We start from the raw sequence: 26,159 nt of genomic DNA on the forward strand, positions 1-26,159 counted from the left end.
AGCAAATTAGCGCTGCGTTTTCCTGGGGCCTACGGGTACAATGCCCGCCATGATTAATCTGAGTAATATTCGTGTCCAACGCGGCACCAAAGTTTTATTGGAAGACGCCAGCCTGCGCATCCACGCCGGCCATAAAGTTGGCGTTATTGGTTCCAATGGTGCCGGCAAGTCTACGCTGTTTCAGCTATTGCTGGGAAATTTAGCCATTGATTCCGGTGATATGCACCTGCCCAACCATTGGCGCATTGCCCATCTGGCCCAGGAGTCCGAGCACAGCAGCCGCAGCGCCCTGGATTTTGTGCTCGATGGCGACCGCCAACTGCGCGAACTGCAAACCAAAATCGCCAACGATGACGGCAGCGATGGCGAACAGCTGAGCCATTGGTACGCGCAGCTCGAGGATATCGACGGGTTCAGCGCCGAATCTCGCGCCGCGCAGCTGCTCACCGGTTTGGGCTTCGCCGATGACGACCATCACAAGCCGGTGCAGGATTTTTCCGGTGGCTGGCGTATTCGGCTTAACCTAGCCCAGGCTCTGATGAGCCCATCAGAACTGCTGCTGTTGGACGAACCCACCAACCACTTGGATTTGGACACCACCCTGTGGCTTGAGCAATGGCTGCAGGCCTACCGTGGCACCTTGCTGATTATTTCCCACGACCGGGACTTCCTAGACAGCGTCATTACCGAAGTGGCCAGCTTTGAACACCAGCAGCTGTTTTTGTATAACGGCAATTACACCAGCTTTGAAAAACAAAAAGCCGAGCGCTTGGCACAGCAACAGCAGGCCTACGAGAAACAACAGCAACGGCGCAGCGAAATTGAAGATTTTGTGCGGCGTTTTCGCGCTAAAGCCACCAAGGCCAAACAGGCCCAAAGCCGGTTAAAAGAACTGGAGCGCATGGCCACCATTGCGCCGGCCCACATTGATTCGCCGTTTAATTTTCGTATTCCCTGTTACGAAAAAGTGTCCGCTCCGCTGCTGAATTTAAGCCAGGCGGACATCGGCTACGACGACAACGCCACCTTAAAAAACGTGAATTTATTGATCAGCGCCGAGCATCGCATTGGCTTGCTGGGCGCCAACGGTACCGGTAAATCCACCCTGATTAAGGCGTTAACCGGCGATTTGCCATTAATTGGTGGCAGCCGTGTGTGCGGCGAGCACCTGCGCATTGGCTATTACCACCAGCATCAAATGGAAGCGCTGGATTTAGACGCCTCCTGCGCGTTGCATTTGCAGCGGCTTTCGCCCACCGCCCGGGAGCAAGACATTCGCAATTTCCTGGGCAGCTTTGGCTTTTTAGGCGAGCGCGCACTGGAGACCATTCGGCATTTCTCCGGCGGTGAAAAAGCCCGTTTGGCCCTGGCCATGATCGCTTGGCAGAAACCCAATTTACTGCTCATGGACGAACCCACCAACCACTTGGATTTGGAGGTGCGCCACGCCCTGACGGTGGCCCTGCAAGAATTCCAGGGTGCGGTGTTGCTGATTTCCCACGACCGACACCTGTTGCGCAACACGGTGGACCAATTTTTGTTGGTGGACGACGGTAAAGTCAGCGTCTTTGATGGCAACCTAGAGGACTACCAACGCTGGTTGAGCAAACGCGATAACCGCTCCGCGGCCAACGGCCAACCCAGCAGCGCGCCACAGGCCGCGGCGGCAGTGGAGAAAAAGGTCGATAAAAAAGAAGCCCGGCAACAGGCGGCGCAGCGGCGGGAGCAATTAAAACCTCTGACCCAGGCGCTTAAAAAACTGGAGCGAGAAATCGACAGCCTCAACGCATCTCTCAGCCAATTAGAGCAACAATTGGCCGACCCGGAGCTGTACACCAGCAGCGCCAAAGCCGAGCAATTACAAGCGCTGTTGAAAGATCAGGGAGAGAAGAAGAGCCGGTTGGCTGAATGCGAGGAACAGTGGTTGGAGACCAGCGAAGCCCTAGAAGGCTTCGCCGATTAACAGCCGGCCGTTATTGGCTGGCGTCTACCATGTGCTGGATGGCGGCTTTGATGTCGTCTTCCGAGCAATCCATACACAGGCCTTTAGCGGGCATGGCGTTTAGGCCGTTCCAGGCATGATCGAACAAAGTGTCCATGCCCTGGGCAATACGCGGTGCCCAGTCGTCGGCGTTACCAAAACGCGGAGCACCAGAAACGCCAATGGCGTGGCAGGTGGTACAAGAGGCGTTGTAGATGTCTTCGCCACTGCGAGGGCCAGCAGGTGCGGCAGCAACCGGGGCGGCGGCGCAGTCGTCGCCGGATTTACAAAGGCTGCCCACCGGAGCAATACGCTCGGCGATGGCGTCAGTCACTTGATCAGCAACTGCGGTGGAGGCGAATAAAGCGGCTAAACACAGCATAGCCGCAGCAGACAGGCCGCTGAGTGTTTTGGTTACCCGATTAGCTAGCATCACGTTTTCCTTCAGGCTCAATTTGGTGTGTTATCAGTGGGGCGGGATTATACCCACAAACCGCCAATGGTTGAAAACTTAACATGCCCCACTTGATATAACGCAGACGGTTTTTACTACTTAGGACCCCGCGCATTAGGTACGGAAGGCCCCGCTAGCTGGATTCGATTGCCCCGCAGGCTATGGCTTAGCGCCCTGATTTAGGGATCGAGGGTCTATCGATCGAAGGTTTGTGGGTCGATGGGGTCATGATGCTAGAGGGGGCTAGTAAACGATCGCTAGCCCATCTGCCGATTACCTTGGGTCATATTGAAGCGCTTGGCAAAGCTGACAAACTCATCGCCCATGCGCGGCTTGGAGAAGTAAAAGCCCTGAATTTTGCGGCAACCGTAATCGCCCAGCAGTTTAAGTTGCTCGGCGTCTTCCACACCTTCGGCCACCACTTGCAGGCCCAAACTGTGGGCCATGCTAATAATGGCCTGCACAATGGCGCTGTCGCTCTCGTCGTTGGCCAAATCGCGGATAAACGAGCGATCTATTTTAAGTTCATCCAGGGGGAAGCGCTTCAAGTAGCTCAATGAGGAATAACCTGTTCCGAAATCATCAATGGAGATCTGAGCCCCCATGGCTTTGATGCGCTTAAGCGTATCTGGCAGGTGGGCGTCCTCACCCACAAGGGTACCTTCGGTCATCTCCACGGTGATTTGTTTGGGGTCTACCTTGGCGCTGTTGCAGGCAAACTGCAGGGAATCCACAAACCGGCTGTCAAAAAACTGCGCCGCAGCCACGTTAATTGCCATGTTCATCTTCGCCATGCCCTGGGCTTCCCAGGCGCGCAGCTGAAAACACGCCGTGGTCACTACCCATTGGCCGATGGGCACAATCAGCCCAGTTTCTTCTGCCAGGGGAATGAAATGCTCCGGGGAAATCAATTCGCCATCGCTGGTGCGCCAGCGAATTAAAGCTTCTGCACCGGTGATGCGCTGCCTGGCGATATCCACCTTGGGTTGATACATCAAAAACAACTCGTGGCGGTCCAACGCCCGGCGCAGTGAAGAATCCATGGACAATTGCCGACGAGCAATCTGGCCCAGGCGCTCAGTGTACAAGCGGCAGGTGTTACCGCCCTCGCCTTTAGCCTCGGCGCTGGCACCGGCGGCGGCGCGGGCTAACTCTTCGGAATCCTGGGCATGGTTGGGGTACACCGCCACCCCCACGCTGGCACTGACATAAAACTCATGACTACCAACGGCACAATTTTGCTCCACCGCCAATTTTATATCGTTGGCCAGCATGCGCAGTACACCCACATCGCTGGTGCCGCGCAGCACGCAACTGAACTCATCACCGCCCGATTTCGCCAGCAATACCCATTCAGCCCCGGTGCTGATGTCCGGTTGCGCCACCACGCCACCCAGTGACTGAGCCAACTGGCGCATTACCTCATTGGCGGCCTCGGCACCTACGCCGTCTTGGATACGTTTTAATTGGTCGATGGATAGGGTAAACAGCACGAACTCTTCCTCGGGCTCTTCTACCAACAGTTGTTTTAGCCGCTCGTGAAAATAGGTGCGGTTGGGCAGGTAGGTAACGCTGTCAAAATACAACAACTGCCGCTCGTACACCTTGGCGGCCAAACAGTTGCGCACTCGCAGCTGCAGTTCGGCGGGGTCCACCGGTTTGGCCAAGAAGTCGGTTGCGCCCAAGTTTAGAGCGCGAATTTTGGTTTCAGAATCCGCCGCCGAGGTCATCACAATAATGGGCAGGGAGCGGTAGCGCGGGTTTTCCCGCACGGCTTCAAGAATCTCAAAGCCGTTGACGTGGGGCATGTTCAAATCCAGCAGCAGTAAGTCCACCGGGTGTTGGCTAAGTACCTGCAGTGCTTTGCGGGAGTCGTTTTCAGCCACAAAGCGGCTGTAGCCTTCGCACTGCAAATGCGCCTCGGTGATATCAGAAATAATCGGCTCATCGTCCACCATTAAAATCAACGACTGCTTGGTGCGTTCCAGCAGCTCGTTGTAGTGCTCCACTTGGCCTGCGGTGTTCCCCTGTTGAGACATAATCTTACTCTGCTTTACGTCCTATTAAGCCTAGCTCGCTTCCTGCGATTGGGCTAAGTCGATTCGCTTATAAATACTTTGAATTTCAGCAATGTGGGTTGCTAAATCGTTGAGGTTGCCACTTTTGGCCGTTTGCTCCAGGGTGGCGGCGGGTTTGGTAAATTCGTTGAAACCAGCGGTACCCCCGGAGCCCTTTAGCCAGTGCGCCAAATCGGCCACTTCTTGCAGGTTTTGGGCATTGGCAGCCTGCTCCAATTCGCCCAGGCGGTCGCCCAGGCGAACCACAAATTTCTTCACAATGGGCAGCAGCGCTGGGTTACTGGCTAGGGTGGAGCGTACCGGGCTAGCCCCACCGATTGCGCTTGGTTCGGCGGTCTGAGGTTCGTCCATCTTAGGTTCCAACGAACGAATAGCCACGGGCTCGGTTTCTGGCACCGGCTGGCTGCTTTTAAACTGGCCAAACTCACCGGGAATATGCTGCGCCATGGCGGTGAATAACCGGTCGATATCGATGGGCTTGGATTGGTAGCTGGTGTAGCCGGCCTCCAATACGCGTTGCTCTATGCCTTTCATGGCGTGGGCGGTGAGGGCAATGACGGGTAGCTGGATGCCTAATTGCCGCATTTTGCCCACGGCGGTGTAGCCATCCATGCGCGGCATTTGCACATCCATCAGGATCATATCCGGTTTGTGTTGGATGCCGGCCAGGGCCTCGATGCCATCCTCGGCTTCAATCACCGTGAGGCCAGCATTGGTGAGCACAACCTTGAGCAGCTCGCGGTTTTCTTCGCCGTCGTCCACCACCAGAACCTTGGCCGGCTCAAAACGCCATTGCCCCTGGCTGTGGTCGAGTTTTACGGTGTCTTTAAGTTGTTGCTCTGGGCTTAGCATTTGGGCGTTAAAGGCATCGATGGGGATCTCCAGCGCAAAGCAGCTGCCCTGGCCTTCTTTACTGGTTACCGTAATGTCGCCTCCGAAAGCCTCGGCAAAGGCCTTACTGATACTCAAGCCCAACCCGGTGCCACCAAAGCGACGAGTGATGGAGCTATCGGCCTGCACAAATGCCGAAAACACATTGGCCAAAGCTTTTTCGCTCATGCCGATACCGGTGTCTTGCACGCGGATGGCCAATTGGCCCTTGGCACCCACCTGCTGCCATTCGGTTACCACCGTAACCTGTCCGGTTTCGGTAAATTTAATGGCATTACCCGCTAGGTTGGTGACAATTTGTCGTAATTTGGCCGGGTCTGAGGTCATGCTGGCGGGCATGTCGGTCAGCGGCTTGTGCACCAGCGCTAAGCCTTTTTGCTCCGCCTTCACTTGCATCACCTGGATCACCTGCGCCACTTCCTGATGGGGAGAGCACTCGGTGGCTTCAATCTCAATTTTGCCCGCTTCAACTTTGGATAAATCCAAAATATCGTTGATTAAATGCAGCAGGTGGGAGCTGGAATTGGCAATAGTGGTGAGGTATTTGGCGGAGTCCGCTGGCAGCCGGCCATCGCCGCGCTCTTGGTAGGAGCGCAGTAGGACATCGGTGAAGCCCATAATGGCGTTCATGGGGGTTCGGATTTCATGGCTCATATTGGCCAAGAAGTCGCTTTTAGCCTGGTTGGCCTCTTCCGCCATTTGTTTGGAGGCCTGTAGCTCCTTTTCTTTTTCTTCCAGCAAGGTGACGTCATCAAAACTGATTAACACCCCACCCACGGCATCGTTGGCGGTAAACACCGGCGAACAGTTACTCTGGAAGCTGTACAACTTGCCATCGGCAAGCCTAAGGCGAATGCGATCCTGTTGGCGGATGCTGCCCTGCTCCAGCGCCAGTTGCCAGGGGCTGTGTTCCGCCGCCAGGGGTTTGTCGAAACCATCCAACCAATTGAATCGATCGGCTTTTTGGCCCAGCAGCTGATCGGGCTTTTCCCCCACCAAATCACTGAAGGCCTGGTTGGCCAATACGATGTTCAACTTGGCATCCAGCACCAACAGGCCCTCCGCCATGGTATCTAGCGCTGAACGCACGCGGTCGGGCACGGCTTGGGAGGGGTCGAGGTCGCGCAGCATGCGCTTCAAGTAAAAACCAAAGAACACGGTACACACCGTGGCCATAAAGCCGATCAGCAGCGTCATGGGATGGCGGTAAAAATCTTGCCAGGTGCTGCCGGGCATGGCCGCCAAGCCGAGTTCCAATTCGCCCCACTGTTGGCCGTTGGCAAACACTGGCACCGCCATTTGCCGGGCGTTTTGCGCACCCACCTGCCAAGCCTCTTGATGCTCGCCAATAGTCACCAACAGGCGGCCGTCGTCCCGGCGTACACCGGCACTGAGGATATCGTCATTGCGATTAACCACCACGCGCAGGGTGGATTCCAAGCGGCGCATATCTTTGTTGGTCAATAACACAGAGGAGTTGGCCGAGGCCGCTTCGGCCACCCCAGCCAAGCCCTGCAAGCGCAGGCGATTTTGGTCTGGCAGCAGAGACAGCATAGCCGCCACGGTGAGCGCGGTGATGACAATGGCCACCAAGCCGCCCGCCAACCGAAAACTGGTAAGAGTGCGTTTACTGAACAACGCCATCAGTGGGATTCCTTATCGTTGGATTCAACACCGGCTTCCTGCTCCGAATCACCCTGGCTGACCATGGATTCTAGCGATTCGTCGTCGCCGTCGCCGGCGGCGCTGGCACTGGACATCAACACCGGTAGGGGATCGATAAATCGCCAGGCCGGGATTGCCGACAGCGCCGTGGACAGCAGCACGCCACTGCGCAGCAACCACACCACGTAACCCACCGAGAAACTGGCGGTGAGCGTGGTGGTGCCGCCGCTCCAGAGCATCTGCTCTTGGCCAGTCATATCCATAAACTGTTGGCGTAGCTGGTCGAAGCTGTCGTTCACCGCCACGTTGGTGACCAGCTCTAGTGGGTCGAGGAATTGGTCTAGGTTGGCCACGGTTTCCGAGGCCAATTCAATGCCGAAGGATTCAGCCAAAAGAGAATCGTTTTTCAGCAGATTAACGCCGCCATCGCCGGCATCGTCATCTGTGTTAGTGCTATCGCCGAAGTTGGTGGCTAAGCCAGATAGGGCACTGTTGGTGAAATCCACGCCCTGAATGGATTCCACCGCGGCAACACTAGCGCTAACATCCATTTTGACGCTGGTGGTTTGTTGGCCATTACCATCGACTTGCTCGGTGGAGGATTCTTCTTCGCCCTCGCCAGAATCGGCTTCTGGCTCGGCCTCTACCACCTGCTCTGGCGCCTTGGTGGCCGGTTCGGGCTCGTTGGCTTCGGCAACGGCCTCGGCTTCTAGCCGCAGCACTTCCACCACAACTTTGTTGCTGCCAACTTGCTCTTGCTGGCCAAAGCCATCCACATAGGTCACCTGGATGCTGATTTCGGCGTCCAGATCGGATTGCAGCAATCGGTAATCTTGCTCGGTGGCACCGGCAATGACTTCGCCATCGCGCAGCCACTGGTATTGAAAACTGCCCAGGCCATCACGATCGGTGACGTTACTGGTATCGGCGGTGAGCGACTCACCCACCAAGTTGTTCCCGCGAATCACCACCGCACCGTCGGCGTTATCGTTGATGTTTTGCACGGCGCTGGTGCCGGCGGCGGATACGGACTCAACGGTGCCAAAGCCATCGGTGTACTGCACCCGCAGTGCAATATTGGAGCCGACATCGTCTTGGCCTAGGCGATAGTTATTGCCAGTGGCGCCTTCTATGGCTTGGCCGTTACGCAGCCACTGGTATTGCAAATCGCCCAGGCCATCGCCGTCGGCCAGGGTGTCGGTGACGGCATTGAGGGTTTGGCCTTCAATCATTTGGCCTGCAATGGCCAGTTCACCCAGCAGTGGGTCGTTGACGTTGGCCACCTCATCGGTGGCAAGGCTTACCACCCGTTCTGCAGTACCATAGCCATCACGATAGGTGATTTGCACGGAAAGACTGGAACCAATATCGTCGGCGGTTAAGGTGTATTGCGTGCCAGTGGCACCGGCGATAGCCACACCATTGCGCAACCATTGCCGATTAAAGTCACCCAGGCCATCGCCATCGGTAATGCCGCTGGTGGAGACCTCAAGGGTTTGATATTCCTGGGCGAGGCCACTAATGATTAGCTGCCCCTGGGGCAAATCATTGGTGTTGATGACCACCGCAGTAGCGTCACTCAATACCGAGCTGGCGTCGATATGGTGGTGATCCAGCTCCACCAATACGCTAAAGCGGCCGCCGATATCGGCTTGGATTAGCTGGTAGGTGGAATTAACGGCACCATCAATAGCAATGTCGTCGCGGAACCATTGGTAGCGAATGGCACTGGGTTCTTCTTCAGTGCCATCTTCATCCAACAGGGTTGCCACGGCGGTAAGCGTTTCATACTCGGCAGCGTTGCCGGCTATGGTGACAGTGGCGGTGCCGTGGCCGATATTATCGGCCACCTGTTCGCTGGCTTGGCTAGTGACGGTCTCTAGGGTGCCGTGGCCATCGGTATAGAGGACTTGGCCTTGCACAACCGCGCCAATATCACTGCTGGTAAGTATATAACCTACCCCCGTGGCGCCATCAATGATCTCGCCATTGCGCAGCCACTGGTAATTAAAGCTGCCCAGGCCGTCGATGTCGGCCAGCTCGGATAAATCCATGGTGAGGGTTTGGCCAGCGATGCTGGAGCCTAAAAGGCCAACCTCGCCCGTGGGAGCATCGTTAACATTGGCCACCCGGTAGAACCCAGAGTTGCTGCTGGTAACGGTTTCATCAGTGCCCTGGCCATCGGTGTAACTCACCCGCACCTGGATAATACTGCCAACATCGTCATCACCTAGGGTATAGGTAATGGCGGTTGCCCCAGCAATGGCTTGGCCATCGCGCAGCCATTGGTATTGGTAATTGCTGCCCGGGCCATCGGCATCGCTCATCCAGCCGAGGAAGGCGCTTATGGTGGCGTCTTCTCTGATTTGGCCAAACACCCAAGGTTGCCCCTGTGGCGCATCGTTGACGTTGTTTATGGGGCCCTTGGCGGAGCTGGTTATTTGCTCCAGCGTGCCGTTGTTATCGGTATAACTGACTCGCACAGATATGGTGCTACCGACGTCATCATCACCCAGCGTGTAGGTCTCTGCTTGCGCACCCGTAATGGCTGTGCCATTGCGCAGCCACTGGTAGTTGAAATCACCCAGGCCATCGCCATCGGCTATGGAACTGGTGATGGCGGTAAGTGTTTTATCTTCCTTGGCCGAACCGGCAATATTCACCGACCCGGTGGGCGCATCGTTGATGTTGGCCACCTCCACCAGCGCGTTTGCCCTAACGGTTTCTGTGGTGCCGTTATCATCGATATAACGGATGACAAAACTCAGTATTGCGCCGACATCATCATCGCCCAGCGTATAACTATCGCTATCAGCACCACTAATAACACTGTTATCACGTAACCATTGATAGGTAACGGTGGACGTGCCTGGGTTGAAGCCGTCATCGTCGGTGAGGCCAGATATGTCGATACTCAGCTGTTCGTTTTCGACCAAATCGCCAGAAATAAAGATCGAGCCGGCCGGGCCGTCGTTGATATTGGCAACGGCTGCGGTGGCAGCACTGGTAACCTGTTCATTGGTTCCGCCACCGTCGGTATAACTGATGCGGACCGTCATTTGGCTGCCGACATCGGCATCGCCTAAGGTGTAGGTTTGCCCGGTGGCCCCGGCGATGGCAACACCATCTCTAAACCACTGAAAACTTGCCCCGCCCATGCCATCTTCATCACTTAAGCTGGAGATAGCGGTAAGTGTTTCGTCCTCTGTAGCAACGCCTTCAATCACCAGAGAACCAGTGGGCTCGGCATTAACGTCTACCACGTAAGGCGCCACGCTTAAAGCATCAATGCTGGTAACGCCCTCTAAAGCAGTGGCGTAGGACAATTGCGATGTAATGGTCGCATCGGCGAGTTCTAGGTCGGTACTTGAGCCACTAAACGACAACGACAGCACCGCTTCGTCACCATCGGAGGCCACCAGCAACGTGCCAGCAGAGAAAGTCACGCCACCTACGGTTTGCTCGGTTTCTAACAGCTCCAGGCCATTAATTCCAGCGAGGTTGAGGTTCCAGCCAAAATCGTCTTCTTCGGTATCTCCTTCCTCAATTATTGCTGCGGTGGAAGGGGTGGTTAATACCAGAATATCGGTGTAGTAATATCGATAAATCGCTTCGTCATAGTCCTTGTCAGAGGACACAAATAAAATGTCGCCCGGGTTGAGCGTATTGCCGGCCACTGTGGTGGTTTGCTCCACAACGGTGAGCGCTTGCAGGTCATCATTGCTACCTGCAATTTGCTCTACCACCATAGAGAATGTACCGGCGGTGTAATCACCCACGGTATCTGGGCGGAAGGCTAAAACGTCGCCGCGTTTGCCAGTAAACCAGGAACCGTCGCTGTTCAGCAAGGCAGCGGTGCCGTCCACGGAAAACACAATATCACCGGCTTCAAGATCATACAGGCCGACCGAAACATCGTTATCTACAAAATGAATCGCATTTATGCCTGCGGTTTCGTCCAGCATAAATTTGGAGAGATCGAACTGCACATCGAAGCGGGCAGTTTCCGATCCCGAAGGTGCAAAACTCATACTGGTAGCAGAAACGGCGTCGCCCTCGGTCCAGCTACCCGAGCCCCCGGCCTCACCAATTGCCGCATCGACGTCATCCGCTGTGGATATCAATAAACCTTGCTCTTGAACGGTTTTTACGTAGTCAACTCGGTAGCCTTTGCCATCGGCGTGGGCCGTTACTACCGGTGAGGGCTCTTCCTCGGTTTGTGCCAGCCTCTCCAGTGCCACTGCGAGTTCTTGCGAGGCTTGGGCGGAATCATTAGCCAAGGCCAGTTCGGCATTAACGCCGTCGTCGAAAATCCCGGTAATGGGGTCTGCCGAAAGCAAAAGCCGTGGCTCCACCGCCTGCAAAGCAAACTGCGGGTTACCGGTGGCAACCGCTGCTCTGGGCAACCGGGGTTTGCGCTTGAAGAGTGACAACACGCTGGCTGGCCCTAGCGGGTGGTGACGCGTGGGGCTGGGGTTTGGTCGAACTCCATAACGCACTTAACCCCGGCCAGCACACTGTAGTCTGGGTTGGGCAGGGTGAGCTGTACGGCGATGGTGCCGCTGGCCACGTCGGCCACTCTGTCGATGGTGGTGACGGTGGCCACTACCGGGTTGGCGTTACTGGTTTCTGGGTGTATTTGAGCGCTTTGACCGGTTTGTAGCTGGGCCAGGTGCTCCACCGGCACGACAGTTTCTACCCGCAGCGGGTCCAGTTGGGCAATGCGCATAATGGCTTGGTCTTCAACGTATTCGCCGGGCTCTTTGTAGTGCTCCACCACAAAGCCATCGATGGGCGAGCGAATGGTTTTTTGCGCCAACTGCGCTTGGGCCCGCACTAATTCTAGCGAGCGAATCTCCACTAAGTCTTTGGCTTGCTGCAGGCGAAACTTAGACAGGGAAAATTCGCGATCGGCCTGGTCTTTGGTGTCGAAGGAGACGCTTTTTTTGTCGTACAGGGTATCAATGCGCTTCTTGCGTTTGCGATCGTAGTCGTAGTTGACGTTATTCACCTCAACCTCAGAGCTCACTTCCGAACGCGCCTTGGCCAAGGCCACCGAGGCCATTTCCACATCCGACTCTAGGCTCGCCGTTATCTCGCCCCGGCGCACAAAGGCACTTTCGTCCACGGCAATGGAGTGCAACACCCCCGGCACCGGGCTGGCCAACTCCACGCTACGAAACGGGCTGATAATACAATCCATGGGCGGAATTTGCTCCGCCGACAGGCTGCCAACACTGGCAAACAAGCCAGAGGCAAGGGTGAACAGTCGAACATCTAAACGCATAGGTCGCATTCGCTACAAATTTCCATGGGGGTAACTACATTCCTCGGCACGGATTCATTAGCCTTTAACAATGCGCTAATGAAAACGTGTACATAACGTACTACTTCAGCTTAGCAACGCAGCCGGGGGTTTGCCGGCAAGGAAGCTGCCGCCAAACCAGTAAGAATGACCATTGGGGAGAAGGGCAGTTTTTAGGTTTTTTACTCAAAAACGGTGGAGTAGAAGCGGCACGGGGATACGCGTAACAGCACGCTTTGGCGGCATCCGCTGCCAACGGGCCGCAGGCTTAGAGGTTTTAGTTGAGAGAGTGCAGCCCTAGCCCATATCTGAATGGGCCAGCCACCACCGCCGTAAATGACGCCATAGTTGCACCCCCACCGGTTGGTTTTGATGCACAAACTGCACGTGCAATCGGTTGGGCACCACCGGTGCCATCATCGATGCCGGTAGGTCCAACTCGGCCACAAACCAGCTTTGTAACGTGGTGAGGCCTTGGCTGTCGTTGGCGTCCACCGGAATATAACCGCCACCGGCAGACCCCAACACAGGGCTTGGCAGCTGATCAATGGCCTTGGGAGACAAGTTACTGATGTGCGCGGCAAAGGTGTGGTTAGGTTGCAATGCGGATTTTACTCGCACTGTACCGGCGCTGGCGCTTATGGCGGCGAGGTCTTGCTGATTGATCAGCACCTGGGCTTGCAGTTGCTGGCCATCGAACACGTGGGCCAGCACGTCGCCTTCCTCCACCCAGCGGCCGGGCAGATTTTGCGCCGCCGGCAGCGCCAACCGCCCTGCCCTGGGTGCGGTAAGTGTCAGGGAAGCCAGCTGCTGTTCTAAGTCCGCCAATTTGGCGGTGACCAACTCCATGGCCATGGCGGCGGCTTGGGCCTGGGCCGGTTGGCGCACCAACGAGGCCTGGCGCAGTTGTCGTTGCTCGGCCAGCTCGGCGCGCAGTTTGTTGGCCTGCAATTGCAGTTCGGTATTGCGCAGTTGAATAATCGGCGCACCGGCGGCCACCCACTGGCCATCCGCCACCAAAATGGTATCCACAAAACCTGGCGCGGCACTGAACACGGCGGCATCTGGCAGCTTAACCACACCCTGGGCGTAACTGGTGTGGGGCAATGGCATCACGAAGGCTAAGCAATACAGCGCCGCAGCACTGCCGGCCACTACGCCCAGCAAGCGCCACTCCCGCCGCTCGGCGTAGCATTTATGCCATTGCGACCACAGGCCCTTAGCCGCCGGCAGCAGCCATTGCCCAGCCAGAGCCCACAGAGCCACCAGCAAGCCTGCCCACAGCCAGCGCTGGGCCAAAAAGCTGACTATCCAGCACAAAATTAAGATGCGATAGGCTCCAGCCGCTATACCGTAGCCCGCTAACCAAGGTTTGTCACCGGGCAGCTCTGCTGGCGAGTGAGCGCTTGCCAACCCCAGACCGTAGCGCTGCCAGAGATAGCCTAAATATTGGTTGGCCCGGGAAGCGAGGCTGGGTATCTGTACCGCGTCGGCCAGTAGGTAGTAGCCGTCGAATTTCATCAGCGGGTTGGCGTTAAACAGCAAAGACGCCGCAAAACCAACCACCAACACATTGAACGCCAAATCCTGCAGTAGCCCCTGCCCTGCCATGGCCCAGGTGATAAGGCCCACCGCCGCCATGGCGCACTCAGCCAAGATTCCAGCGGCGGAAATCCACAGGCGTTGGCTTCGTGGCAGACTGTTGGCGGCACCGGCGTTGACGTAGGGCAAGGGCATAAACACCAAAAACATCACCCCCGCCTCACTGCACTGCCCACCAAAACGCCGGATCATTGCGCCATGGGCCCATTCGTGGAACAGCTTCATTACCACGTACACCAGCGGCAACCACAGCAAGTTGCCCGGGTCCAAAAATCGACTGTGCCAATGGTGCTTAAGCTCATAGCTATGGCCTGCAGCCACCAACACAGTAATCGCCATTAACGCCACCCAGCCCCACCAACCAGCGGCGCTGAACAATTTGTCGGTGACCGGTTGGCATCGCTTTAACCATGCATCGGGGTTGATCAGCGGCAAGCGCTGGGCCAATGGGTTTAACCAGCGCTGCCAGCGGCCGCGCTGGGAGCGGCTCACCAAATTTTGCGCCAGCACGGGGAAGTCACCTGCCAGCAAATTGGCCTGGTACAGGCCCAACAATAGCTGGGTGAGCTCGGCTTGGGGATCATCGCCGGGCCAGCTGTCTGCCAACCTGGCTACCGTGGTGTTGCCGTCCAACCGCTGCAAAACCGAGTAGGCGGCTGGGCTTATGTGAAAATGTTGCTGGTTAAGGGAATCTTCCACCACCGGCCAAGGGCTGCCGCGATAATGGTGGCAGTAGAGAATGACCTGTGGCTTTAGGCGTGGTTTTAGGCCTGCCAAGGTTTGCCATTGGGCGGTAGTCAGCGAGCTCACGGCGTAATCGCCCACCACTTCAACACCAACCAATGCCAAGGCCGATGTAACAGCACCCATATCAAATTGCGTCGGCCGGCATCCACCTTAGCAACGCCCTGCATGCCGGGCTGTAATACCAGCTCCGCCGGTAGATCGCTGAGCGTGGCTTCCACACGGTATTTTTGTGGGCCACCGGCATGGGCTTCGGCCACATGGGCAATGCGCTCTACCACAAAGCCCAAACCTTGGCCGGGCTGGGTGTTTAAGTACAAATCGCCGGCACTGCCGGGCGTTAGGTGAGCCATATTGCGTTCATCCACCAACAGCACCAGGCGAAACTCTCCGGCGGGCGCTATTTCAAAGAGCACCTGGCCCTTGTCCACCGGCGCACCCTCGCTGCGGGTTAAATCGCCCTGGATAATCACCCCAGCAAAGGGGGCTATGAGTTGGGTGCGGCCCAGTCGGTGCTCAATGATGTCCAACTGCGCTTGGCTCTGCGCCAACTGACTTTTAACCACCCGGGATTGCGACAAGTCGCTGTCCACCAAGGCTTGGCGATACTGCCGATCTAGCTCGGCAATCTCGTTGCCGATTTGTTTTTGCTCCAGCTTTAATTCGTCGTCATCAAGCTGGGCAATCAGATCGCCCTTATTTACGATATCCCCGGCGCGGAAAAAACTGCTGCGCACAAAGCCATCTGCCGGTGCCACTACGGCACGCTGGGTAATGCCCTCCAACTCTGCCTGGGCGCTGATGCGGTAATCCATGGGCAGCGCTAACAAAACAATCACCGCCGCCAGTGACAGCCAAAGCCAATAGCGGGGCTTGTGCCGATTTATCAGCCCACGGGCTTTTGCCAGCGGGCTTAGGCTGGCCTGCTGGCGTAGGGCCAGCACGGGTACCAGGGCCTGCCACAGTGAGGCAATCTCAGCCGGGGCGGCTTGCCCATCGTCTGCTAGCAAATACCAACAGCCACCCCAATGATCTAACACCGCCAGGGCGTCATCATCGGTGCTTGGGCTGCGAACGTCTCTGTCAGAGCCATCGGCCACTGGGGACTGCGCATCAAAGGCCTGGGCCAAGGCGGGCTTAGCCTGCAGCAGCAAACCTTGCACGGCATCCGCCTGTTGCCACACCTTGGCGGCATCCGATATGGCCAAAACCCGGGCTTTGGCGCTGCGGTTGGGTTGATACACCAAGGCTATTTGGTCGCACCGAACCTGCTTGGCCAAGCGGCTTACCAGCACCGTGTGGGCCGATGGCAAACGGTCGATGGCGATAAATTCTGCTATCAATTCCGCAATGGGTGGCTGAGCCGCGCCAACGGCAGCAGGGGCATTGTGCTTGAGCAGTTGGTACCAAACGGCACCGGCTTTTAAAAACTTGGCCAGTGAATCCCGGGCCTTGGCCTCGGCCAAATGAGTGGTGGCCACCACCACAAATTCGCCACCGTCGTCGCCTTTGCTCGTCAAGGGCAATGCAAAAAAGTCCCGATCGCCACGCTGCACAAAGCGTTCACTGGGAGAATTCGCGGCCAACTGGGCAAAGCGCAACAGCGCCTGCTCATCACCACCGGGCTTGGCCCAATGGCCCAGGGCCCCAGCCTCTCGCCCACGCATAACCACCACCAACGCTTCGTCAATTTTGGGCAGCATGGGGCACAGGCGCTGCAGCCACTGGCTGGCCAAGCTGTTGGGCGCCACGCAGCTGCTACTGGCGGGAGTTGAGTGGGCAAGATTGCTGATGGGATAACCTCAAATAACGATGCCCGCCGCCGAAACCGGCGCTGATTGATAGGGCTCTAGCGATGCATACAATTGCTTTTAAAGATAGACAAACAATTTTAAGCGCGCCGGTTTTTAGGGTTAGCGGTGGTTTTTGGGGTATTAGCACGGGCTTAAGGTCGGATAAGTGACTCAGCTATGCAAAATAAGACTTGGTACAGCTTCACCCAGTATCTGTCGTTGCGCAGGGACTCTGATCAGCTTTCGGTGTTTTGAAGATTAGGTTTTTATTTCGGGCTAGGGCCTGTTGATACAGCCCCACACCATTAAGCCAGCAATTGAAAACAATGGGGCCCAGAATTTAACGAGGACGGAAAAGGAACTAACGCACCTGTGGGTCGGAGGCGTTTACCTGGCGCTCCATTTCAGAAACGCTGGTGTGGCGAACGTCCAATCCGCGCACCAAATAGATAATGTGCTCGGCAATGTTTTTGGTGTGGTCGCCAATGCGTTCGATGGCGCGCAGGGCCCACATCACGTTCATTACCCGGCTGATGGAGCGCGGGTCTTCCATCATGTAGGTGATGAGTTCGCGGGTGGCGGATTTGTATTCGCGGTCGACGTTGGAGTCTTCCTTGGCCACCGCCATGGCGGTGTTGACGTCAAAGCGGGCAAAAGCATTGAGCATGTCGTCAACCATGCGCAACACGCTGTTGCCCAGGTGGCGCAGCTCAACGTAGCCCTGGCCATTGCCGCCGTCTTCCACCAAGGCCAACGCCATTTTGGCAACCTTATTGGCTTCGTCGCCCATGCGTTCTAGGTCGCGGGTGATTTTGGATACCGCTAACACCATGCGCAGGTCCGATGCCGCCGGTTGCCGCCGCACCAAAATGGAGGTGCAGTGTTCATCCAGCTCAACCTCGCGGGCGTCGACGTCATCTTCCACGGCAATCACTCGGCGTGCCAATTCAGCATCGGCCTGGCCGATGGCGGCAATGCTGTCGCGCACCTGTTCTTGTACCAGGCCACCCATTTCCAGCAGCTCGGTGCGCAGATCTTCTAGGTCGGCGTTGTAACGCTGGGAGATGTGTTGGTTGAGCTCTAAACGGTCCATAGATGTTCTTTTGCGTTATTTAGTACGGTTAAAGCGAGTACGGTTACAGTTTAGCGCACTGTGCCGAGCACACTATGGCAAGATTATTAGCCAATACGCCCGGTAATGTAGGCCTCAGTGAGGTGGTGCCCCGGCGTGGTAAACACCTTGCCGGTTTCGTTGACTTCCAACAGCCGGCCCATATGAAAGTAAGCGGTACGGTGCGAAACCCTGGCAGCTTGCTGCATTGAATGAGTCACAATAACAATAGTGTAGTTTTCGCTCAACTCGGCAATCAGCTCTTCGATGCGCGCCGTGGCGATGGGGTCCAAGGCCGAGCAGGGTTCATCCATTAAGATCACTTCTGGCTCAATGGCAATGGTGCGGGCGATACACAACCGCTGTTGCTGACCACCGGATAAGGTGGTGCCCGGCGACTCCAACCGATCCTTAACCTCACTCCACAAGCCCGCCCGCTTTAGACTGGTTTCTACAATCTCGTCCAGCTCGTAACGATTGCGGGTTAAACCGTGGATGCGAGCGCCGTAGGCCACGTTATCGTAAATGGATTTAGGGAAGGGATTGGGCTTTTGAAACACCATGCCTACCCGCGCCCGCAATGGCACCACATCTACCCCAGGGCGGTTAATGTCGTCGCTGTCCAAGCTGATGGCACCGGTAACCCGGCAGCCATCGATGGTGTCGTTCATGCGGTTTAGGCAGCGCAAAAAAGTGGATTTGCCACAGCCGCTGGGGCCAATCATGGCAATCACTTCGTTTTTGCCAATATCCATACTGACATCAAAAATCGCCCGCTTTTCGCCGTAATACACGTTTACATCGCGCAGCTCAAATTTGCTATCTTGGCTGTTGGGCAAAAACGGAGTACCGATGGTTTCGGTGACGTCCGTCTGTGTGCCTATCGGGGTATCGGCAAAAGGCATGATAAATCTCTGTGGCTAATTTCCGTGATGCAAGTCGAATCAGTTACGTGCGTCATTTACCAACGGCGCTGCAAATGGCGGCGCAGCAACACCGCCAGCGCGTTCATCACCATCAAAAACGCCAGTAACACCATAATGGCGGCAGAGGTTCGCTCGGTAAAGGCTCGCTCTGGGCTATCGGCCCACAAAAAAATCTGCACCGGCAACACCGTGGCCGGGTCGGTAAGGCTGTGGGGGATATCAGCAATAAAAGCAACCATACCAATCATCAACAACGGCGCCGTTTCGCCCAGCGCCTGGGCCATCCCAATAATGGCGCCGGTTAACATACCCGGCAAAGCCAGGGGCAAAACGTGGTGCATTATTACCTGCATTTTTGAAGCACCTAGGCCAAGGGCGGCCTCGCGAATGGAGGGCGGCACGGTTTTTATGGCCGCCCGGCTGGAAATAATCACCGTTGGCAAGGTCATCAGCGTTAATACCAACCCGCCCACTAAGGGAATCGACCTTGGCATACCCAAAAAATTAATAAACACCGCCAGGCCCAACAAACCGTAAATAATACTGGGCACGGCCGCCAAGTTGTTGATATTGATTTCGATAAAATCCGTCCAGCGATTTTTTGGGGCATACTCTTCAAGATACACCGCCGCGGCAACCCCCACCGGGAACGACAACACCAGCGTAACCAATAGCGTTAGTAGCGAGCCCATAAACGCGCCTTTAATGCCGGCCATTTCCGGCTCGCGGGAATCTCCGTGGCTAAACAACGCCCGGTTAAAGCGTTGATCAATGGCGCCATTACTCACCAACTGCTCTACCCAGCCTTTTTGCTGCGCGGTGAGCCTGCTGCCGTCTTTATTACGGAAATATTTTAAATACAAATCCACGTCATCGTCGGCCAACACCCACAGCGTTTGGGTTTTACCCAACCACTCGGGTTGCTCTTGCAGCAGCGCTTGCAATTCAAAGCCCGCGCCACTGCTGGCCAGTTGGTACAGCTCAAATTTGTCCCGCCGCTGGCTTACCTCGGGGAAAGTCTGCATTAAGTAATCGTTGATTAAGCCCTGGTAATCGGCCAGAGCCATTTGCATTGGGTCGTCTACATTTTTTATGCCCAAGCGTTGGCCGCTGTAGGTAACGTCCACTTTGATGTAGTGCGCCACAAAAGCGCCGGCACCCTTGCTAATGATGTCGGTAAACAGTACCAGCAAACACAGCAAACCAAAGGCAATGGAAGCCAAACCGTACCAGCGAAACCGCTTTTCTGCACGGTGGCGCTTGGCCAAACCCAGGGCGACTTTTTCCCCGGTGGAGAGCTTATTCATAGTGCTCCCGATATTTTTTTACTATGTGCAATGCAAAAAAGTTGAGCGACAGGGTAATAAAAAACAGCGCCAAACCCAGCGCGAACGCAGCCAGGGTTTTGGCGCTATCGAATTCTTGATCGCCCACCAACAGCGTTACAATTTGCACGGTTACGGTGGTGACTGATTCCAACGGGTTTAGGGTTAAATTTGCCGCTAGGCCTGCTGCCATTACCACAATCATGGTTTCGCCAATGGCCCGCGATACGGCCAATAAAATACCACCCACAATGCCGGGCAGTGCTGCTGGGATCACCACGCTTTTTATAGTCTCGGACGGGGTCGCCCCCAATGCCAGGGCGCCCTGGCGCAAGCTTTTTGGCACCGCAGTAATCACATCATCACTGAGCGAAGACACAAATGGAATAATCATAATGCCCATCACAAAGCCGGCGGCCAAAGCGCTCTCTGAGGAAACGTCCAAGCCTAAGCCTGTGAATAATTTGCTTACCACCGGCGCCACCGTTAGCGCGGCAAAAAACCCGTACACCACGGTGGGAATACCAGCCAACACTTCTAACATTGGCTTGACAATATTGCGCGCTCTGGGGCTTGCGTATTCGGATAAATAAATGGCGGCCATTAACCCCGTGGGCACGGCTACCAACATAGCCACCGCCGAAACCAACAGTGTGCCGGCAAATAACGGTACCGCCCCAAAGCTGCCGCTGCTGCCCACTTGATCTTCGTACAGTGCGGTTTGGGGGCTCCAATGCAAACCGAATAAAAAATCCAGCAGGGGCACTTTGGCAAAAAAGCGCAGGCTTTCGATGACCACAGAAAACACTATGCCGATGGTGATAAAAATGGCGATGCTGGCCGATGCTAACACCGCCCATTGGAATAATTTTTCGACATCGCGGCGGGCGTTCAGGCGCGGCGATATTTTTGCCCAAACCAGCACCGCAGCACTGATGGCTAACACCAATACCAACACGGTTTTGGCTAAGCGGTTAATGCCGGTGTAGGTTTTAATTTGCTCTGCCAAGGCAACCACCTCGGGTTGTTGATGGCCAAACAATCCCTGGCCCGCTGCCAAGTTTTGCGCGGCACTGAGCAATAAATTTAATTCCGATTCGGGCAATTGTTGTTGCGCCGCCGGCAAGCTGGCTCGCAACAATGCGGAAATCACATAGTCATCGGCCAAACTCCACAGCAACAACACAAGGGTGGCCGGCAGCAGGCACCACAGCGAGGTTAGCAAACCATAGTACAACGGCAAGGAGGACAACCTGGGCGCAGACACCCCAGTCGATGCCGTAGCAGACGCAATAGCGGAAACCCTGGCGTTAATGCGATTACGGCCCAAATAAAAAGCCACCACCGACAACAACACAAGCATCAACATCAACGCATTTAAGGTCATTGCAAACTACCGCTCACTGGGCAGTGCATTGAGCGCTGCAATTTGGTCGGTGACTTTGGTTCGGCTCTCCTTGGGTAAAGGAATCATGCCTTTTTGGGCCAAGTAACCCTCTTCGCCCCAGGCTTTATCGCTGGTGAATTCGGCCAGGTATTCTCGCAACCCCGGCACTACGCCAATGTGGGCGGTTTTAACGTAAAAATACAACGGCCGGGAAACCGGGTAGCTGCCGTTGGCGATGGCGGCGAAAGCCGGCGGGTAGCCGTCAATCATGGCACCTTTGATTTGATCGCTGTTTTGCTCCAAAAAGCTGTAGCCAAAAATACCTAGGGCTTTAGGGTTGGCCTTGAGTTTTTGCACAATCAGATTGTCGTTTTCGCCAGCATCAATAAAGGCACCGTCTTCACGCATACGGTGGCAGGTTTGCTCAAAGCGGTGCTTGTTGGTTTGCTCCAATTGCGCCAGCCATGGGAATTCTCGGCAGCCGGCAGCCATCACCAAATCGACAAAGGCATCCCGGGTTCCGGAGGTGGGCGGCGGCCCCAGCACGGCTATTTCGTAGGCCGGTAGTGCTGGGTTGATGTCTGCCCAGGTTTGGTTAGGGTTGGCGATCAATTCCCCAGCGCGCTGCGGGTGTGGCACCTGGGCGGCGAGGGCTAAATACAATTCTTTGCGACTCAGCCGCATGGGTGACGCGCTTAAATCTTGCCCTAAAATTATGCCATCGTAGCCAATCAGCACCTCAATCACCTCAGTAACGCCATGGCGCTGGCATTGGACCATCTCAGCGGGCTTGATTCGGCGCGAGGCATTCACAATATCGGGATAGGCCAGGCCTAGGCCTGCACAAAAGAGCTTAATACCACCGCCGGAGCCGGTGGCTTCAATTTTGGGTGTGCGGAACACGGTGGCACGGCCAAACCGCTCTGCCACCACCGTGGCAAAGGGATAAACCGTGGAGGACCCCACTATCTCAATGTATTGGCGTGCTGCCTGGGCGCGGGGCATAGACAGCACCACCAGTCCTAGCATCAACCATGTAAAGCGAGACAAAAGCAATTCCAAGCACCTGTTACATCACTGCGACGGCATCATCACAGGGTACTGCGGTAGCGCTATGCACCGTTACAGTACAACTTTGCGTGGCCGCACTACCCCAACTTGACTACAAGGGCGGAGATAATATTTCAGAAATATTAAAGAATTGTTACAGCTGCAGAGTTAGCCCCTATATCATGCTACCCAGCCTATACGACAGAATTGTGTAAACGGCAGCCTGTGCGTGGCAGGCAACACCGATAGCCGCGCAGTTTAGCGAATCAAAGGGGTTTTAACTTAAATGCCAGTACTCTCTACCTGCCTATCCTGGTTATAATGCTGCGCTGCGAAGAAACGCGCCTAACGCGGAGACTAACCAGGCGCTAGAGCCTTTGGCCGCAGGTTTTACCCGCACACTTAACATGGGTAAAAACACTAACATGGGTAAAAAAACGCTTTTAGTGTACATCGGCAGGCCACGACTGAAAGAGCGTGCCATAACAAAACCAATAACCAAAACTACAAGCACTACACATAACAACAATATTGTCAGGACCTTGAGGGGACTTCGGTGTCGTTTGAGTCAAAGGGCCACACTCCCGCCCAGCCACCAGCCAGCGTGCCAGAGCCATTCGGCCAGCGTCTTATTGGCGGGTTAGACCGCCTAGCCCAGCTTTGTGGTGCCTGCTGCGCAGCCATGATCCCGGTACTGGTTGCCATTACCGTATTGGTGGTGGTGCTGCGCCGAGGGTTTAACATCGGCTCCATCGCGCTGCAGGAATCCATCATTTATCTGCATGCGTGGATATTTCTAGTCGCCATGGCCTACACCCTAAGGGCCGACGGCCAGGTGCGCGTGGATATCTTTTACCGTAAGTTCTCGGCCAGTCAACAAGCTTGGGTGAATGCCATAGGTGGCCTCGTACTGCTGTTGCCACTGTGCGTGGTACTGCTGGTAACCACCAGCCAATACGCCCTGCGCAGCTGGCAGATCGGAGAAACCTCCGGCGACGCCGGCGGCCTGCCCTTTGTATACCTGCTAAAAAGCTTTATGCCACTGGCCTCCGCCCTACTGTTGGTGCAATGCCTCACCGAGGTGGCCGCCAGCACACTGACGTTGATTGAACGCCCGGTGCAGCGCAGTGACGAGGCAGGTGTCTAGGCCGCAGTATGGAATTGATCCCACTGATTTTGTTTGCCGTTGTGTGCTTGGTGCTGATGCTGGGCTACCCGGTGGCCTTTACCCTGGCGGGCTGCTCGCTGCTGTTTGCCGGCCTGGGCATTGTTACCGGCAGCTTTGACCCCAATCTGCTCAAAGCCCTGCCCGACCGCCTGTTTGGCACCATGAGCAACGCCACGCTGGTGGCTGTACCGCTGTTTGTGTACATGGGCGTGGTACTGGAAAAAAGCAAAATCGCCGAGGATCTGCTGCAAAATATGGCGCGGTTGTGCAGTTTTTTGCCCGGCGGGCTCGCCGTATCCGTGGTGTTGGTGGGCGCCCTACTGGCCGCTTCCACGGGCATTGTGGGCGCCACTGTGGTTACCATGGGGTTGATGTCCCTGCCCACCATGCTCAACCAGGGCTACAGTAAATCCCTGGCCACCGGTACCATTTGCGCCACCGGCACCCTGGGGCAGATTATTCCGCCCTCCATTGCCCTGGTGCTGCTGGGCGATGTGCTGTCCAGTGCCAACCAACGGGCGCAACTGAATATGGGAATTTTCAACCCAACGCCGGTGTCTGTTGGAGACATGTTTGTGGGCGCGGTGATCCCCGGCTTGCTGTTGGTGACTATGTATTTAGCCTATGTGCTGGTGATTGCCCGCTACCGGCCGCAGGCCGCAGGCGGCCATCAAAGTAAAGAAACCACCCACTGGCCCGCCCTGCTGCTGAGCTTGGCGCCGCCCCTAGCCCTGGTGTTTGTGGTATTAGGGTCTATTTTTGCCGGCGTGGCCACACCCACGGAGGCTGCCGGCGTAGGCGCCATGGGCGCCCTCTTGTTAGCAATGGCTAAGCGCAAGCTCACCTGGCAGGCGTTTAAAGAATCCTGCCTAGCCGCCACCAAAACTACGGTAATGGTGTTTACCATTCTGGTCGGCGCATCGGTGTTTTCTCTGGTGTTTCGTGGCTTTGGTGGCGAAGAATTGATCGAGGCCATTTTTCACAGCCTCCCCGGCGGTGCCTTCACCGCCACGCTGGTGGTGATGCTGGTCATTTTCTTGCTGGGATTTATTTTAGATTTTATCGAGATCACGTTTGTGGTGGTGCCGCTGGTAGCGCCGGTGTTATTAATGATGGGCATAGACCCCATTTGGCTGGGCATTATGATTGCGGTGAACCTACAAACCTCTTTCTTAACGCCACCGTTTGGCTTTGCGCTGTTTTACCTGCGCGGCGTTGCCCCCAAAAACGTGATGACTGCAGACATCTATACCGGCGTGGTGCCGTTTATTGTGCTGCAATTACTGCTGCTGATTGCCATGGCAATCTGGCCCGGACTGGTTACCTGGTTGCCATCCCAGGGCTAAAACAACGACCTTTTAATCCAACCGTGTTTGCCAAGGACATTTTATGAGTGACTACGACGATATGGACGAAACGCCACAACCCACCGGTGAACTGGCGTTACAAACCATTGCAATGCCCATTGCCACCAACGCCGATGGCGATGTGTTCGCCGGCTGGTTGATGTCACAAATGGATCTCGGCGGTTCCGTGGTTGCACAAGATATCGCCCACGGCCGCGTAACCACCGTGGCCACCGGCAGCATGGTGTTTTTACGCCCGGTACCCAAAGGCTGCCAAGTGCGCTGTTATGTGGATATTTTAGAGGTGGGTCGCTCGTCCATTAAAACCCTGGTGGAAGTGTGGCTTAAGAGCTCCTTCTCGGACGAACTGATGAAAGTCACCGAGGGCGAGTTTGTGTATGTCGCCATCGATGAAAATGGCCGCACCCGGCCGATTGAGGTCTAAACGTTTAATTTGAACACGTTATAAGGTGATGTGCCCTACTCCGCTTAATTTTGAGCGGAGTGTTTACGTTTGTTTTCTGTGGTGAAATGAGCTCGCGTGTCGCATTGATTAAATCATATCGTTATAGATTGCGATGTAATGACAGCAGGAGCCACCCAAAACAAAGAAATGCCAAATAGAGTGGGCGAAGGGCAAGCGACTTAGCGCGTAAAATATGACGCCCACGGTGTAAACGATACCGCCGGCAATTACGAGATTGATGGTTGTGGTCGACAGCGCCTGCATTAGCACGGGAGCCACCAATACCCCCACCCATCCCATAACGATGTAATTCACCACATGCAGGGCGTGCATTTTATTGGGCGCGATAATTTTTAATGTAATTCCCACGGCGGCCAAAACCCATATCACGGAAAACACTGCCCAGCCCCACACGCCACGAATACTCACCAGCAAAAATGGCGTATAGGTACCGGCAATTAATAAATAAATTGCGCAGTGATCCAGCAGGCGAAAAATATTTTTGGCTTTTTTGAAAGGGATACTGTGGTAGAGCGTTGAGGCAAGGTACAACAAAAATAAACTGCCGCCGTAAATAGAAACCGCCACAATGGTCCAGGCATCGGTGTGCACGCTGGCCATGGCAATTAATAACGTAACCGCAGAAATACTCACCAACGCCCCCACACCGTGGCTGATTGCATTGATTAACTCTTCCACCAAAGACGCTGGCCGATCTTGACGCATATACTGAGCCAAACGCGGCACTACAGCAGGCAAACGGTTCATAGGGCTCCAAGCAAAGTGGGCGACTTAATTTCAGTGTAGTCGATGGTTGGGTTGTAGGTAAGAATTACTAAGCTGTGGAAAACCCTAACGGTAAAAAGT

General features: G+C 55.6%; 17 protein-coding genes. 4 read left to right on the top strand and 13 right to left on the bottom strand.

From position 1 onward, the window contains the following. The first annotated feature begins 49 nt into the window (after window positions 1-49). Entirely contained in the window at window positions 50-1,963 is a 1,914-nt protein-coding gene (locus ACGHM3_RS23745; protein ID WP_345424770.1) for an ATP-binding cassette domain-containing protein, read from the top strand. Window positions 1,964-1,973: 10 nt separating this feature from the next. On the opposite strand, the gene ACGHM3_RS23750 is transcribed toward ACGHM3_RS23745, so the two are convergent. The 12 genes from ACGHM3_RS23750 to ACGHM3_RS23805 form a co-directional block, all read right to left on the bottom strand. Continuing rightward, window positions 1,974-2,414 carry a cytochrome c5 family protein gene (locus tag ACGHM3_RS23750; protein WP_345424773.1) on the bottom strand — a complete coding sequence of 147 codons (441 nt, stop codon included), beginning with the start codon at window positions 2,412-2,414 and terminating at the stop codon, window positions 1,974-1,976. Between the two features lie 278 nt (window positions 2,415-2,692). After that, complete coding sequence (locus ACGHM3_RS23755) at window positions 2,693-4,474, bottom strand: EAL domain-containing protein (protein ID WP_345424776.1); 1,782 nt, start codon at window positions 4,472-4,474, stop codon at window positions 2,693-2,695. Window positions 4,475-4,504: 30 nt separating this feature from the next. Further along, on the bottom strand, window positions 4,505-7,048 hold the full coding sequence (locus tag ACGHM3_RS23760) for an ATP-binding protein (RefSeq protein ID WP_345424779.1): 2,544 nt from the start codon (window positions 7,046-7,048) through the stop codon (window positions 4,505-4,507). Then, on the bottom strand, window positions 7,048-11,505 hold the full coding sequence (locus tag ACGHM3_RS23765) for an LEPR-XLL domain-containing protein (protein WP_345424782.1): 4,458 nt from the start codon (window positions 11,503-11,505) through the stop codon (window positions 7,048-7,050). The genes ACGHM3_RS23760 and ACGHM3_RS23765 overlap by 1 nt, the downstream gene beginning before the upstream one ends. Before the next feature lie 11 nt (window positions 11,506-11,516). Then, entirely contained in the window at window positions 11,517-12,365 is an 849-nt protein-coding gene (locus ACGHM3_RS23770; protein WP_345424785.1) for an efflux RND transporter periplasmic adaptor subunit, read from the bottom strand. A gap of 306 nt (window positions 12,366-12,671) precedes the next feature. Next, the gene (locus tag ACGHM3_RS23775; protein ID WP_345424788.1) at window positions 12,672-14,846 is read right to left on the bottom strand and encodes an efflux RND transporter periplasmic adaptor subunit; all 2,175 of its coding nucleotides are present in this window, start codon (window positions 14,844-14,846) and stop codon (window positions 12,672-12,674) included. Next, window positions 14,783-16,471 (bottom strand): HlyD family efflux transporter periplasmic adaptor subunit, encoded by a 1,689-nt coding sequence (locus ACGHM3_RS23780; RefSeq protein WP_345424791.1) that lies wholly within the window; start codon window positions 16,469-16,471, stop codon window positions 14,783-14,785. Before ACGHM3_RS23780 ends, ACGHM3_RS23775 begins: the two co-directional genes overlap by 64 nt. 403 nt (window positions 16,472-16,874) lie before the next feature. Continuing rightward, complete coding sequence (gene phoU / locus ACGHM3_RS23785) at window positions 16,875-17,606, bottom strand: phosphate signaling complex protein PhoU (protein ID WP_345424794.1); 732 nt, start codon at window positions 17,604-17,606, stop codon at window positions 16,875-16,877. 86 nt (window positions 17,607-17,692) lie between these two features. Continuing rightward, window positions 17,693-18,529, bottom strand: coding sequence for a phosphate ABC transporter ATP-binding protein PstB (gene pstB, locus ACGHM3_RS23790; RefSeq protein ID WP_345424797.1), 837 nt, complete (start codon window positions 18,527-18,529; stop codon window positions 17,693-17,695). Between the two features lie 56 nt (window positions 18,530-18,585). After that, entirely contained in the window at window positions 18,586-19,857 is a 1,272-nt protein-coding gene (gene pstA, locus ACGHM3_RS23795; protein ID WP_345424800.1) for a phosphate ABC transporter permease PstA, read from the bottom strand. Next, window positions 19,850-21,262 (bottom strand): phosphate ABC transporter permease subunit PstC, encoded by a 1,413-nt coding sequence (gene pstC / locus ACGHM3_RS23800; protein ID WP_345424803.1) that lies wholly within the window; start codon window positions 21,260-21,262, stop codon window positions 19,850-19,852. The genes pstA and pstC overlap by 8 nt, the downstream gene beginning before the upstream one ends. Before the next feature lie 6 nt (window positions 21,263-21,268). Continuing rightward, window positions 21,269-22,312, bottom strand: coding sequence for a substrate-binding domain-containing protein (locus ACGHM3_RS23805; protein ID WP_345424806.1), 1,044 nt, complete (start codon window positions 22,310-22,312; stop codon window positions 21,269-21,271). Between the two features lie 556 nt (window positions 22,313-22,868). Between ACGHM3_RS23805 and ACGHM3_RS23810 the strand changes: the two genes are divergently transcribed. Genes ACGHM3_RS23810 through ACGHM3_RS23820 form a run of 3 tightly spaced genes read left to right on the top strand, consistent with a single transcriptional unit; the run spans window position 22,869 to window position 25,271 of the window. Next, entirely contained in the window at window positions 22,869-23,459 is a 591-nt protein-coding gene (locus tag ACGHM3_RS23810) for a TRAP transporter small permease subunit (RefSeq protein WP_345424809.1), read from the top strand. An 8-nt stretch (window positions 23,460-23,467) separates the two neighbouring features. Further along, entirely contained in the window at window positions 23,468-24,826 is a 1,359-nt protein-coding gene (locus ACGHM3_RS23815) for a TRAP transporter large permease subunit (protein ID WP_345424812.1), read from the top strand. 43 nt (window positions 24,827-24,869) lie between these two features. Beyond that, window positions 24,870-25,271, top strand: a complete 402-nt coding sequence (locus ACGHM3_RS23820) for an acyl-CoA thioesterase (protein WP_345424815.1) — start codon at window positions 24,870-24,872, stop codon at window positions 25,269-25,271. A gap of 108 nt (window positions 25,272-25,379) precedes the next feature. Here the strand turns inward: ACGHM3_RS23820 and ACGHM3_RS23825 are convergent, their stop codons facing one another. After that, window positions 25,380-26,060 carry a hemolysin III family protein gene (locus ACGHM3_RS23825; protein ID WP_345424818.1) on the bottom strand — a complete coding sequence of 227 codons (681 nt, stop codon included), beginning with the start codon at window positions 26,058-26,060 and terminating at the stop codon, window positions 25,380-25,382. Window positions 26,061-26,159: the final 99 nt, after the last annotated feature.

It is taken from the genome of Halioxenophilus aromaticivorans (genome assembly GCF_042850945.1).
Taxonomy (GTDB): Bacteria; Pseudomonadota; Gammaproteobacteria; order Pseudomonadales; family Cellvibrionaceae; genus Halioxenophilus; species Halioxenophilus aromaticivorans.